The 14,272-nt window shown below is 36.1% G+C and carries 14 protein-coding genes; all 14 read left to right on the forward strand.

Annotation, left to right across the window (positions count from 1 at the left end):
- Positions 1-76 precede the first annotated feature (76 nt).
- The 14 genes from spoVG to ACFQZ1_RS05405 all read left to right on the forward strand — a co-directional run bounded on the left by spoVG (position 77) and on the right by ACFQZ1_RS05405 (position 14,125).
- Positions 77-370, forward strand: coding sequence for a septation regulator SpoVG (gene spoVG / locus ACFQZ1_RS05340; RefSeq protein ID WP_000454042.1), 294 nt, complete (start codon positions 77-79; stop codon positions 368-370).
- Positions 371-732: 362 nt separating this feature from the next.
- Positions 733-2,112 carry a bifunctional UDP-N-acetylglucosamine diphosphorylase/glucosamine-1-phosphate N-acetyltransferase GlmU gene (gene glmU / locus ACFQZ1_RS05345; protein WP_377881075.1) on the forward strand — a complete coding sequence of 460 codons (1,380 nt, stop codon included), beginning with the start codon at positions 733-735 and terminating at the stop codon, positions 2,110-2,112.
- 18 nt (positions 2,113-2,130) lie between these two features.
- On the forward strand, positions 2,131-3,084 hold the full coding sequence (locus ACFQZ1_RS05350) for a ribose-phosphate diphosphokinase (RefSeq protein WP_377881076.1): 954 nt from the start codon (positions 2,131-2,133) through the stop codon (positions 3,082-3,084).
- Between the two features lie 69 nt (positions 3,085-3,153).
- Positions 3,154-3,714, forward strand: a complete 561-nt coding sequence (gene pth, locus ACFQZ1_RS05355) for an aminoacyl-tRNA hydrolase (protein WP_377881077.1) — start codon at positions 3,154-3,156, stop codon at positions 3,712-3,714.
- Between the two features lie 71 nt (positions 3,715-3,785).
- Positions 3,786-4,010 carry an anti-sigma-F factor Fin gene (locus ACFQZ1_RS05360; protein ID WP_377881078.1) on the forward strand — a complete coding sequence of 75 codons (225 nt, stop codon included), beginning with the start codon at positions 3,786-3,788 and terminating at the stop codon, positions 4,008-4,010.
- 385 nt (positions 4,011-4,395) lie between these two features.
- Positions 4,396-7,926, forward strand: coding sequence for a transcription-repair coupling factor (gene mfd, locus ACFQZ1_RS05365; protein WP_377881079.1), 3,531 nt, complete (start codon positions 4,396-4,398; stop codon positions 7,924-7,926).
- A 135-nt stretch (positions 7,927-8,061) separates the two neighbouring features.
- A complete protein-coding gene (gene spoVT / locus ACFQZ1_RS05370) occupies positions 8,062-8,598 on the forward strand; it encodes a stage V sporulation protein T (protein ID WP_377881080.1) in 537 nt (178 codons plus the stop codon).
- 226 nt (positions 8,599-8,824) lie between these two features.
- The gene (locus ACFQZ1_RS05375; RefSeq protein WP_377881081.1) at positions 8,825-10,426 is read left to right on the forward strand and encodes a putative polysaccharide biosynthesis protein; all 1,602 of its coding nucleotides are present in this window, start codon (positions 8,825-8,827) and stop codon (positions 10,424-10,426) included.
- Positions 10,427-10,437: 11 nt separating this feature from the next.
- Positions 10,438-11,901: a bifunctional methyltransferase/pyrophosphohydrolase YabN gene (gene yabN, locus ACFQZ1_RS05380; RefSeq protein WP_377881083.1), complete on the forward strand. Its 1,464-nt coding sequence runs from the start codon at positions 10,438-10,440 to the stop codon at positions 11,899-11,901.
- A gap of 12 nt (positions 11,902-11,913) precedes the next feature.
- Positions 11,914-12,195 carry an RNA-binding S4 domain-containing protein gene (locus ACFQZ1_RS05385; RefSeq protein WP_336484613.1) on the forward strand — a complete coding sequence of 94 codons (282 nt, stop codon included), beginning with the start codon at positions 11,914-11,916 and terminating at the stop codon, positions 12,193-12,195.
- A 72-nt stretch (positions 12,196-12,267) separates the two neighbouring features.
- Positions 12,268-12,558, forward strand: a complete 291-nt coding sequence (gene yabP, locus ACFQZ1_RS05390) for a sporulation protein YabP (protein WP_377881105.1) — start codon at positions 12,268-12,270, stop codon at positions 12,556-12,558.
- Positions 12,555-13,208, forward strand: a complete 654-nt coding sequence (yabQ, locus tag ACFQZ1_RS05395) for a spore cortex biosynthesis protein YabQ (protein ID WP_377881085.1) — start codon at positions 12,555-12,557, stop codon at positions 13,206-13,208. Before yabP ends, yabQ begins: the two co-directional genes overlap by 4 nt.
- Positions 13,205-13,564: a cell division protein DivIC gene (gene divIC, locus ACFQZ1_RS05400; protein ID WP_377881086.1), complete on the forward strand. Its 360-nt coding sequence runs from the start codon at positions 13,205-13,207 to the stop codon at positions 13,562-13,564. Before yabQ ends, divIC begins: the two co-directional genes overlap by 4 nt.
- 87 nt (positions 13,565-13,651) lie before the next feature.
- Entirely contained in the window at positions 13,652-14,125 is a 474-nt protein-coding gene (locus tag ACFQZ1_RS05405) for a S1 domain-containing RNA-binding protein (protein WP_377881087.1), read from the forward strand.
- The last annotated feature ends 147 nt before the right edge of the window (positions 14,126-14,272 follow it).

Here is a 14,272-nt window from a genome sequence, read left to right on the forward strand (position 1 = left end):
ATTGAAGGAAAAATAGAAAATTTGTGGAATTTATAGAAATATATCGCTTATTTAGAAAAAGGGTGGTGAACACAAGATGGAAGTGACTGACGTAAGATTACGCCGCGTAAACACAGAGGGCCGCATGCGAGCGATTGCTTCTATTACACTAGACCATGAGTTTGTTGTTCATGATATTCGTGTAATTGATGGCAATAATGGGTTATTTGTAGCAATGCCAAGTAAACGTACTCCAGATGGAGAGTTCCGTGATATTGCTCATCCAATTAATTCTAATACTCGTTCTAAAATTCAAGATGCGGTTTTAACTGAGTATCACCGTTTAGGCGAGTTAGAAGAAGTTGAGTTTGAAGAAGCTGGAGCTTCGTAAAATTCGAATAAGGAGGGCTCTATAATAAGAGCTCTATAATTTTGGCAAACTCCTGTAAATGCTTACAGGAGTTTGTTTTTGTTTATTCCACATTAACAAGCAGTTAGACTCCGATTTGTTCAATTCAGCATCAGTGGTGGGTGAAAAAACTCGCTGATGGTTAATTGAACTTTATATACTTTCTTCCTCAATCTCCTCTTAAAAAGAAATAGTATAGCTTATTTCATAAAAAAAGATACTAAATAATAAAACATTACATAAAAGTTATGGTAAAATTTAATAGTTATGCAGTGTTTCTTGAAATATATAATTATTTAAGATAATATCTTTAATGGATAAATAGGTTGCGATGGAGGGTCTATATGTCAAAAAGATTTGCAGTGATTCTTGCTGCAGGAAAAGGTACGCGTATGAAGTCAAGTCTATACAAAGTACTACATCCTGTATGTGGGAAACCGATGGTACAGCATGTAGTTGATCAAGTCTCTCAGCTAGAAGTACAGAAACTTGTTACGGTTGTTGGACACGGCGCTGAAAAGGTACGAGATCAATTAGGAAGTGCAAGTGAATTTGCATTGCAAACAGAGCAGCTAGGAACAGCGCATGCCGTTATGCAAGCAGCTGATGCACTGGGGAATGAAGAAGGAACAACATTAGTAATTTGTGGTGATACGCCTCTTATTACAGCGGAAACAATGGAAGCTCTGTTAAAACAGCATGAAGAAGCAGGTGCAAAGGCAACAGTACTAACAGCCTGCATAGAGGAACCAGCTGGTTATGGACGAATTGTTCGTAATGAAAATGGTCATGTTGAAAAAATTGTCGAACATAAAGATGCAAATGAAGTAGAGAGAGCTATTAAAGAAATAAATACAGGTACGTATTGTTTTGATAATAAAGCGCTATTTGCTTCTCTTTCTAAAGTTTCTAATGAAAATGTACAAGGGGAATATTACCTTCCAGATGTAATTGAGATTTTGAAAAATGAAGGTCATATTGTATCTGCCTATCAAACAGAGCATTTCGATGAAACGTTAGGGGTTAACGACAGAGTCGCTCTATCGCAAGCGGAAGACATTATGAAAAAACGTATTAACCGTAAACACATGGTGAATGGTGTTACAATTATTGATCCGAACAACACGTATATTTCTGTCGATGCAAAAATCGGTAATGATACGGTTATTTATCCGGGGACAATTATTGAAGGTTATACTGTTATTGGGTCAAATTGTGAAGTTGGACCGCATACAGTAATCCGTGATAGTGAAGTGGGAGATAATACAACAATTCGCCAATCTACAGTTCATGATAGTAAGATTGGTACTGATGTTGCAATTGGGCCATTTGCTCATATCCGCCCGCAATCTGTTATTGGTAATGAAGTGCGCGTTGGAAACTTCGTAGAAATTAAAAAGACTGTTTTCGGTAATAGAAGTAAAGCTTCACACTTAAGTTATATCGGAGATGCACAAGTTGGAGAAGACGTGAATCTTGGGTGTGGTTCAATTACAGTGAACTATGATGGCAAGAATAAATTTAAAACAGTTATTGGAGATGGCGTATTTATTGGTTGTAATTCAAACCTTGTTGCTCCTGTAACAGTTGAAGATGGTGCTTATGTTGCGGCAGGCTCTACAATTACAGAGCATGTTCCATCAAAAGCATTATCAATTGCACGTGCACGTCAAGTTAACAAAGAAGACTATGTTGATCAATTGCTGAACAAGAAAAATTCATAATGTGGAGGGTTAATCTAGATGTCTAATCAATATCTAAATTCTAATTTGAAAGTGTTTTCTTTAAATTCTAACAAGGCGCTGGCTGAGCAAATTGCAAAACACATTGGAGTAGAATTAGGAAAATGTTCTGTTGCACGTTTTAGTGATGGAGAAATTCAAATTAACATTGAAGAAAGTATTCGTGGTTGCGATGTATTTATCATCCAATCTACAAGTTTCCCAGTAAACGAGCATATTATGGAATTGCTTATTATGATTGATGCGTTAAAACGTGCATCTGCGAAAACAATTAACATTGTTATTCCTTACTATGGCTATGCACGTCAAGATCGTAAAGCACGTTCTCGTGAGCCGATTACAGCGAAGCTTGTTGCAAACTTACTTGAAACAGCGGGTGCTACTCGTGTAATTACTCTAGATTTACATGCTCCACAAATTCAAGGATTCTTTGATATTCCAATCGACCATTTAATGGGTGTACCTATTCTTTCTGATTACTTTGAGAAGAAAGGTCTTAAGGATATCGTAATTGTATCTCCTGACCACGGTGGTGTAACACGCGCGAGAAAAATGGCAGATCGTTTAAAAGCGCCAATCGCTATTATTGATAAACGCCGTCCGCGTCCAAACGTAGCAGAAGTAATGAATATCGTAGGTAATATCGAAGGTAAAACAGCAATTTTAATTGATGACATCATTGATACAGCTGGTACAATTACATTAGCAGCAAACGCTCTTGTAGAGAACGGTGCTTCTGAGGTATATGCTTGCTGTACACATCCAGTTTTATCTGGTCCAGCAATTGAACGTATTCAAAATTCAAACATTAAAGAGTTAGTTGTAACAAACTCTATCTTATTACCAGAAGAGAAGAAAATTGATAAAGTACAAGAACTTTCTGTTGCTCCATTAATTGGCGAAGCAATTATTCGTGTTTACGAAGAAGAATCTGTAAGTGTACTATTTAATTAATTGGATAGAATGAGACGTAACCAATTTTGGTTACGTCTTTTCGTATCGAAAGAAGAAAGTGGTGTTACAATGAAATTAATAGTAGGACTTGGTAACCCAGGGAGAGAATATGAATTAACAAGGCATAACATTGGATTCATGGCTATCGATGAATTGTCTAAGCGTTGGAATATCCCGTTAAATGAACAGAAGTTTAAAGGGTTATTTGGTGCAGGTTTTGTGAATGGGGAGAAAGTTATTTTATTAAAGCCCCTTACATATATGAATTTATCTGGAGAAAGTATTCGTCCACTTATGGATTACTATAAAATTGATGTTGAAGATTTTGTAGTGATGTACGATGATTTAGATATTCCAGTTGGCAAATTACGACTTCGTATGAAAGGTAGTGCTGGTGGGCATAACGGTGTAAAATCAACGATTGCACATTTAGGAACACAGGAATTTCAACGTATTCGTATGGGGATCGATCGTCCTAAAAATGGGATGAAGGTAGTCGATTATGTGTTAGGGCGTTTTACAGCAGATGAGATGCCAGAAGTAGAGCGAGCAATTGAAAAAAGTGCAGATGCATGTGAAGAATGGCTGAAAACTCCATTTTTACAAGTTATGAATACTTTTAATAATTAACGTTTTGGAAATGGAATATTTTCTTACAGTTATATCCATAATAGTAATAATTGTACGGCTAGGAGGAATTTATGGACGGACATTATTACTGCAGACATTGTGGATGTAAGATAGGTAGTATTACAGCGGAAAAAGTATATGGCTTTGTATTGGGGCAACTAACAGAGCAAGAGCGATTAGAAATGATTCATTTTGATGAAAACGGAAATATATATATAAAAACAATTTGTGAATCGTGTCAAGAAACGCTCGCATCCTATCCTAAGTACTATGAGTATGAACTGTTCTTACAATAAAGTGAAACTTCCATCATTGGGGAGTTCTTCATTCTCTATTGATGGAAAGCTCGCCCAATCGGGCTTTTACGGACAGCTAACACCCACCTGCCTTTTTCGCTTTTTCTGAATCTTGAGGTGGGGATCTCTTACTGCCTGCGAATAGCGGGATAAAAATGAAGTTTTTATCAGAGAATGCTTCCCTACTGATATTTAGTTGGACAATTATGAGTACACGTCTATCCTCCTTTTTTCTAAATATGGAGATAGAATGCTTATTTTTTATAGAGGATGGGATGTAATGTTTTCGCTTTGGCTTGTCCAAAGCATTTTTCTGTTTTCTTTTTCCGAAATATTTGCATAAAATATAGTAGCTTGCTCTTTATGTTGAGAGGAGTTTTGAAAAATGATAGGTTTACTAGAGCAGTTTTATGAAAATAAAGAAATACAATCGATTATAGATGGATTAGAAGAAGGATTAAAAGAACAGCTTATCTCGGGTATGGCAACTTCTTCTCGTTCATTATTAATGGCTAGTTTATATAAAAAAACAAAGCAGTCACAGCTTGTCATAACACATAATTTATACCAAGCGCAAAAAGTATATGAAGATCTAGTTTCATTAATTGGAGAGCAGAATGTTTGGTTATATCCTGTAAATGAATCTATTGCATCAGAAATCGGTGTTGCAAGCCCAGAACTGAAAGCTCAGCGTATTGAAGTATTGAACCGTTTAGCAGCTGGAGAAAAGGGGATTATTGTGGCTCCTGTTGCTGGTTTACGTCGTTTTCTACCAGCAAAAGAGATGTGGAAGAAACAGCAAATTGAATTACATATGGGGCAAGAAATTGATCTTGATGAATTGCTTCGTGTGTTAACGACTATGGGATATGAACGTAAATCTATGGTAGAGGCACCTGGAGAATTTAGTGTTCGCGGTGGGATATTAGATATTTATCCGTTAACGGAAGAACTGCCAATTCGTATTGAGTTTTTTGATACAGAAGTAGATTCTATCCGTTCCTTTACTGTAGAAGAGCAGCGTTCGCAAGAGAAGATAGAGAGTGTATCATTTGGTCCTGCTACGGAATTTGTATTTTCTAAAGATGAACTCGAACTTGGTGTGCAGAAGCTAGAATCAAGCTTAGCTAATACATTAAAAAAAGTATCCGATGAGAAACTAAAAACAACAATATTAGAAACAGTAACATATGAGCTAGAATTACTGAAAAATGGACAGACTATCGAGCAGATGTTTAAGTATTTATCTTTATTTTATAATGAACCTGCTAGTCTAATAGAATATTTACCGGAAAATGGTGTTGTCATTCTAGATGAGATTTCTCGAATTCAAGAAACAGCAGATCATTTAGAAGCAGAAGAGGCGGAATGGTATATATCACTTCTTGGAGATGGTGCAATTGTTCAAGATTTATCTTTTTCTCATGATTTTGCACAATTTTTACATCATAAAAAACGAAGTTTCTTATACTTGAATCTGTTTTTACGCCATATTCCGAACACGCATCCGCAAAATATTGTGAATTTGACATGTAAAACAATGCAAGACTTTCATGGCCAAATGAATTTATTAAAAACAGAAATTGATAGATGGACGAAAAGTCGCTTCACAACGGTTGTACTAGGCGCAAATGAAGAGCGAACGAAGAAATTGCAACACATTTTAAATGATTATGATATTGAAGCAGATATAATTGAAGGAACGGATGTATTGCTTCCGGGGCGTGTCCAGGTTGCGGTAGGTGACTTACATGCAGGCTTTGAAATGCCGATGCAAAAGCTTGCGATTATTACCGAAAAAGAGTTATTTAATAAAAAGGTAAAAAAATCACAGCGTAAACAAAAACTTTCAAATGCAGAGAGAATTAAAAGTTACTCTGAATTAAAAGTTGGTGATTATGTTGTTCATGTAAATCATGGTATTGGTAAATTTTTGGGAATTGAAACACTAGAAATTAATCGTGTTCATAAAGATTATTTGCATATCAAATATCAAGGAAACGATAAATTATACGTTCCAATTGAGCAAATTGACCAAGTTCAGAAGTATGTAGGATCTGAAGGGAAAGATCCGAAAATCTACAAACTTGGTGGGAATGACTGGAAGAAAGTTAAGACGAAGGTAGAAAAATCTGTCCAAGATATTGCAGATGATTTAATTAAATTGTATGCAGAGCGGGAGGCTTCAAAAGGATACGCCTTTACTCCGGATACTTCTGAACAACAGGAATTTGAATCATCTTTCCCTTATCAAGAAACAGAAGATCAGCTACGCTCAATTACGGAAATTAAAAAGGATATGGAGCGCGGTCGCCCAATGGATCGCCTACTTTGCGGTGACGTTGGATACGGAAAAACAGAAGTGGCAATTCGTGCTGCTTTTAAAGCAATTATGGATGAAAAACAAGTTGCAATTTTAGTACCAACGACAATTTTAGCGCAGCAGCATTATGAAACAATTCGAGAGCGTTTTCAAGACTATCCAATTAATATTGGATTATTAAGTCGCTTCCGTACGAGAAAACAGCAAAATGAAACAATTAAAGGATTAAAAGATGGTACTGTTGATATTGTTATCGGCACACACCGCCTTCTATCAAAAGATGTCATATATAAAGACTTGGGATTACTTATTATTGATGAAGAACAACGATTTGGTGTAACACATAAAGAAAAAATTAAACAACTAAAGGCTAATATCGATGTACTAACATTAACAGCAACGCCAATTCCACGTACGCTTCATATGTCTATGTTAGGTGTTCGTGATTTATCTGTTATTGAAACACCGCCAGAAAATCGTTTTCCAGTGCAAACGTACGTTGTAGAATATAATCCAGCGTTAATACGTGAAGCGATTGAACGTGAGCTTGCACGAGGTGGTCAAATATACTTTTTATATAATCGCGTTGAAGATATTGAGCGAAAAGCAGATGAAATTTCGATGCTTGTCCCTGATGCACGGGTAACCTTTGCGCATGGGAAGATGAATGAAAGTGAATTAGAATCTGTTATGCTTTCCTTCTTAGAGGGGCAACATGATGTACTTGTAAGTACAACGATTATTGAAACGGGTGTTGATATTCCGAATGTAAATACATTAATCGTATTTGATGCAGATCGTATGGGATTATCGCAGTTGTATCAATTGCGTGGTCGGGTAGGGCGCTCAAATCGCGTTGCCTATGCATATTTCACTTATAAACGCGATAAAGTGCTATCTGAAGTTGCAGAAAAACGTTTGCAAGCCATTAAGGAATTTACAGAGCTCGGGTCTGGATTTAAAATTGCGATGCGCGATTTATCTATTCGTGGGGCTGGTAATCTATTAGGTGCAGAGCAGCATGGCTTTATTGATTCTGTTGGTTTTGATTTATATTCACAAATGCTAAAAGATGCAATCGAGCAGCGTAGAGGTATGAACATGGAAGAGCAAACGCTTGATGTTGAAATTGACCTAGAAGTAGATGCATACTTACCAGATGCGTATATTTCTGATAGCAAACAAAAAATTATGATGTATAAGCAATTTAGGGGTGTTTCTACTATTGAGGATATTGAGGAATTACAAGAAGAAATGATTGATCGCTTCGGTGATTATCCGCAAGAAGTTGGGTACTTACTTCAAATTGCAAATATTAAAGTGTTAGCGATGCAAGAGAAAATTGAATTAATTAAACAAACGAAACAAGAAGTTACGATGCTATTCTCTGAAAAGGCTAGTCAAAATATTGATGGTGGAAAATTATTTATGCTTGGTAGCAGTTTTGGACGTATGATTGGTCTTGGTATGGAAGGTTCTCGTTTGAAAATTGTGATGAATGTTCGTGAAATAGAAACATCAAAGTGGCTCACAATTGCCGAAAATTTACTAAAAGGCTTAAAAGATGTGAAAAAAGAAGAGATAAATGCCTAAATGAGGGTAAAAAATACAATTCCACGTGTATAGAAGAACTAATGTGTAAAATACTATGCTTAATAGTTGGTGATTTTTACATGAACAGGTAAAATCACGACTTTTATCATCAGTAGAAAGTGAGGCAGCATTAGAATGAAAGCAACTGGAATTGTACGTCGAATTGATGATTTAGGAAGGGTTGTTATCCCGAAAGAAATTCGTAGAACTCTCCGTATTCGGGAAGGCGATCCGTTAGAAATTTTTGTTGATCGCGATGGAGAAGTTATTTTAAAGAAATATTCTCCGATTAGCGAATTAGGTGATTTTGCTAAAGAGTATGCAGATGCTTTATACGATAGCTTAGGACATAACGTGCTTGTTTGTGACCGTGATTCAGTTATTGCTGTCGCTGGCGTGTCAAAAAAAGAATACTTAAATAAAAGCGTTGGAGATTTAGTTGAGAAAGCGATGGAAGAACGTAAATCAGTCGTAATGACAGATGAAAGCGAAATTTCCATTATCGATGGAGTAACAGAAAAAGTACAATCTTACACAATTGGTCCGATTATCGCAAATGGTGACCCGATTGGAGCTGTTATCATTTTTTCAAAAGAAGCCATCATTAGTGACGTAGAACACAAAGCTGTTGATACAGCAGCAAGTTTCTTAGCAAAACAGATGGAGCAATAAAGGGATATTCTTTTTACTTATGATTAGCCCATAAATTGGGCTCATGCAGGCGGTCGTGTTTTGTGATACACGTAAACATACCGCCTGTTGGAATGAAATTATATATTTTTGCAAAGGTAGCATTTTGCTACCTTTTTTACGTGATAGTATTCAAAGTCGAAGGCCGCTTTTTTCTTTGTGATATAATACGTAGGATGAGTATAGAAAAAAGGGAGATTGTATGGTCATGGAGACGAAGAAGTACCACGCTTTTTGGCGCGGAGCGATTATATTAACAATTGCCAGCTTTGTTACAAAAGTATTAAGCGCTTTTTACCGTATTCCATATCAAAATATAGCTGGTGATATTGGTTTTTATATTTATCAGCAAGTTTACCCGTTTTACGGGTTTTGTTTAATTTTAGCGACATATGGTTTTCCAATCATTATTTCAAAAATGATTGCAGAGCGTTTAGAACGAGGAGAACGGAAAGAGGCAGAGTCCATTATATGTGTTTCTTTTTGGTTTTTATTAGCTATCGGAAGTATTGGATGTATTGTATTATTTCTTGGGGCACATACAATTGCATCTTTAATGGGAGATGCTCATTTGGACAAGTTAATTCGTACGATTGCATTTTCTTTTTTATTAATGCCATTTCTCTCTGTAGCACGCGGTTATTTTCAAGGATTTGGGAATATGGTACCGACAGCTGTATCGCAAGTAATAGAACAAACCATTCGTGTATCCATTATTGTATTTTTATCATTATTCCTTATAACAAAAGGATTTGATTTATATACGGTGGGAGCAGGTGCTATGTTTGGTTCCATAGCAGGTGGTTTTATCGGTGTAATTGTATTGTTTTTTTATTTGCGAAATGATTTTCGTGCTATTTTTTTGCAAAGTTTTAAAGCGATTCGCAATAAAAAGGTCATTATTCGTACATTATTTTGGCAAGGAATTGCTATTTGTATTAGTAATTTAGTTTTAATTTTTATGCAAATGGCGGATTCTATTTCATTTTATAGTTTACTTGTTCAGAACGGAGAGCCGGTAGAAATAGCAAAAATGTTAAAAGGTATATACGATCGCGGCATTCCTCTTATGCAGCTTGGGACGGTCGTGACAACGTCATTTTCCCTTTCTTTAATTCCGATGATTACAGCTGCAAAAGAGAGAGGAGATTATGTGTTTATTCGCGAAAAAGTACAGCTAGCAATGAAAATTACATTTGTGATTGGACTTGCTGCATCATTAGGACTCGCGAGTATCATTCGTCCAGCAGATATTATGCTATTTGAGAATAGCGCTGGCTCCGATGTACTAGGGATTTTATCTATTTCTATCTTGTTTAGTTCGCTCGCGATTACAACGGCATCCATTTTGCAAGGAGTGGGACAAACGGTAAAACCAGCTTTATTTGTTGTAATTGGTGCGTGTGTAAAGCTATTACTCAATTGTATACTCATGCCGCATTTTGGTGTAATCGGTGCAGCAATTGCAACTGTGATTGCATTGATGTGCATTGCATTACTGAATAGCATGCTGCTGATTCGAATTGTTAATGATTCACTTATGCAGAGAAAGTCTATTGTAGGTATGATAATTGGCGCTTTAAGTATGGTGTTAGTGCTTGCTGGATTTATGTATATGTTTGAATGGTTTGGCGTGCAAGTTAATGAGGAACATAGAAAAATCGCGATGATTCAAGCTTTATTAGGCGTGAGTGTTGGTGGTTTGCTATATGTATTTTTAATTTTAAAGCTGCGTGTATTTACAGCAAAGGAACTTGGTGCATTTATGAAACATGAAAAAGTACAAAATTCGTTGAAGAAGAGTGGATAGAGGTGGGCTTTATGAGAAGAACAATTACAATTTTAGGATTAGGGGCTGGTGAATTAGATCAGCTTACAATGGGCGTATATCGCAAGGTGAAAGAAGCCGCGCATATGTATGTTCGAACAAAAGAGCATCCAGTTATAAGAGAACTTGAGAAAGAAGGTGTATTATACACATCTTTTGATGATATATATGAAGCGTATGATACGTTTGATGAAGTATATGAAACGATTTCTAACACATTGATTGAAAAAGCTAAGGATGCTGATATTTTATATGCAGTTCCAGGTCATCCACTTGTAGCAGAGCGTACTGTACAGCTTTTGCTCCAAAAAGGGAGAAAAGAGAATATTGATGTACGTATCGAAGGTGGACAAAGCTTTTTAGATCCAATGTTTGCAAGTTTAAAAATTGATCCAATTGAAGGGTTTCAGTTGATTGACGCAACGTCATTCGAACGAGGGCAATTAGAGCTTCGTCAGCACTTGATTTTTTGCCAAGTATACGATGCGTTTATTGCATCTGAAGTCAAACTAACATTAATGGAAATGCTTCCAGATGATTATGAAGTATATATTGTAACTGCAGCTGGAACATCGTTTGAACAAGTGAAAAAAGTACCGCTCTATTTATTAGATCATGAGGCAGAGCTTAATAATTTAACAAGTGTGTACGTGCCGCCTGTACTAAATCGACAGTCGCTATACCAGCAATTTGATGTATTGCGTAATATTATTGCAGAGTTGCGCGGACCAGATGGATGCCCGTGGGATAAAAAACAAACGCATCAATCGTTAAAGAAATATTTAATTGAGGAAGCGTATGAAGTGTTAGAGGCCATCGATGAGGAAGATGATGATCATCTTGTTGAAGAGCTAGGTGATGTTCTTTTACAGGTGATGCTTCATGCACAAATTGGTGAAGATGAAGGTTGGTTCTCGATTGATGATGTAATTCGTACGTTGTCTGAAAAAATGGTGCGTCGTCATCCTCATGTATTTGGAGATGTTAGTGCAGAAACTGCAGCTGATGTTGTTGTGAATTGGGAAGAAATCAAGAAACAGGAAAAAGGGAATATAAAAGAGTCTATTTTATCAGGTATTCCTAAAAGTTTACCTCAGCTAATGCGCGCCTATGAAATTCAAAAAGAAGCAGCGAAGGTTGGCTTTGACTGGGATGATGTCGAGCCAATGATGGAAAAAGTAGGAGAAGAATGGGGAGAATTTCAACGTGAAGTGACAGCTATGGATGAAGAGAAGATGTTAGCGGAATTTGGTGACTTAGTATTTGCGTTTGTAAATATTGCCCGCTACTATAAAATCAATCCGGAAGAAGCGCTTCATAAAACAAATGAAAAATTTATGAATCGTTTTTTATACATGGAAGCAAAGGTTGCTAGTATGGAGAAAGAAATGAAAGATCTTTCTTTAAAAGAGCTCGATGCACTATGGGAAGAGGCAAAACGAATAGAGAACGAATAAGGGGGAGTCGTCATGCGTTTAGATAAATTTCTAAAAGTATCTCGTCTTATCAAAAGAAGAACGTTAGCAAAAGAAGTTGCGGATCAAGGTCGCATTATGATTAATGGCCAGGCTGCAAAAGCTAGTTCAACTGTAAAGGTAGAAGATGAATTAACAATTCGTTTCGGTCAAAAAGTTGTTACTGTGAAAATTAATGAATTAAAAGAAACGACAAAAAAAGAAGATGCTGCAAATTTATACACTATTGTTCGTGAAGAGAAAGTTGAAGTAAAAGCAGAAGATAGCTTGTTCTAAAAAAAATTGTCCCCTCATACATTGGTACTAGTATAAAGTTATGGGGGGATGGACGTGAACAAAGGGTATTCAATGTCGTCTTCTAATCAGCAAAATGTTACTGTCGAACATGATATCGTCATGAGAGGAAGACGCATTCTCGATATTACGGGGGTTAAGCAAGTAGAAAGCTTTGATAGCGAAGAATTTTTATTAGAAACAGTTATGGGTTTTTTAACAATACGTGGTCAAAATCTGCAAATGAAAAACCTTGATGTTGAAAAAGGGCTTGTATCCATTAAAGGGAAAATATATGAGATGGCCTACATTGATGAGCATCAAGGGGAGAAAGCTAAAGGGTTCTTTAGCAAGTTATTTAAATGAGCCTAACTATTCAATTATATACAATGCTTTCAATGATTGGAATGGGTGCTTCGCTTGGAGCAGCTTTAGATACGTATCATCGTTTTTTGAAGCGCCGAGAGCGAAAGCGTTGGCTTGTATTTATTTATGATATTTTATTTTGGATTGTCCAAGCTCTTTTTGTATTTTATGTGCTATTGCTTGTAAATGAAGCAGAGCTACGTATGTACGTATTTTTAGCATTGCTTTGTGGATTTGCTGCATATCAAAGTTTGTTAAAGGCAATGTACATGAAAGTGTTGAATTTTCTGATTCACATTTTTGTTCAAACATTTTATTTTTGTGTTCGTGTTTTCCAATTATTTATTGTTAAGCCAATTACAATTTCTATCCATTTAATTATAGCGCTTGCGTTATTTTTATTTCGCCTTTTGGTTGGATTTGGAATGGGATTGTGGCGGTTTATTATGGCGATATTACGTTTAATATGGAAAATTATTTTTATTCCTGTTCGATTTGTTTTTTTTGTTATATGGAAACTTCTCCCTAACCGTGTTAAAATTTTTATAAAGAGACAAGCAGGACTTTTAAAATATGTCAAGAAAATGAAAAAGCATATATCCCTGATTTGGGAGCTTATAAAAAAGAAGTTAGGGGGACCTCGGAAATGAGGGAACTAAGGCAAAGATATGTATCGGAACAGAATCCAATTTCTGCTAAGGAACATATAATACAATCGAACGAAAGCAGAAAGCGCTTGTATCGTCGATTAGCTTTATTTTTTGTGTTTGCTTTTGTAATTATTGCAAGTATCAGTGTGACGTTCTATAAACAAAATAGTTCGCTTGATGCTAAAGAAGCAAAAGTGAAGGAGCTAAAAAAAGAAACGGATACGTTAACGACGAAAGAAAAGAAGCTGAAAGATGAGATTCAAAAGTTACATGACGAGGACTACGTTTTAGAGATTGCTAGAAGAGATTATTACTTCTCAAAGCCTGAAGAGATAATTTTTCCTATTTCTAAGTAGTGGGTGTTGTATTGACACTATATTTTAAGATTATATATAATGAAGTAAAATTTGACTTTTTAACCACTAAGGAGGAGCGTTTTTTTTATGTCAATCGAGGTAGGCAGCAAGTTACAGGGTAAAGTAACAGGTATTACAAATTTTGGGGCTTTTGTAGAGCTGCCAGAAGGATTAACAGGTCTTGTTCATATTAGTGAAGTTGCTGATAATTATGTAAAAGATATTAATGATCACTTAAAAGTGGGTGATCAAGTAGAAGTAAAAGTTATTAACGTTGAGAAAGACGGTAAAATTGGTTTATCTATTAAAAAAGCGAAAGAACGTGAAAGAGCAGAAGGTGAGCAACGCGATAATCAACGCGATAATCAACGCGCTGGACGCCCTGGTGGGCGTAATCGCTCTTTTAACAGAGACAATCGTGGTGGCAATGATAACCGCAACCAAAAAGAAACATTTGAGCAAAAGATGGCTCGCTTTTTAAAAGACAGTGAAGACCGTTTAACTTCTTTAAAGCGTAATACGGAGTCAAAACGTGGCGGCCGTGGCGCTCGTCGCGGATAAAACTTGCTGTTTATTTTAAAATAAAGAGAAGCACCCGGAGTGTTTACTTAGGGTGCTTTTTTATGGTGAAAACAGTGTGTAGAAAAAAAGAATAAAAAATACTTAAAACATGTTGACTTAAAATGATATTTAAGATATTATACTAAT

Source organism: Bacillus sp. CGMCC 1.60114, from assembly GCF_042676365.1.
GTDB classification, from domain to species: domain Bacteria; phylum Bacillota; class Bacilli; order Bacillales; family Bacillaceae_G; genus Bacillus_A; species Bacillus_A rhizoplanae_A.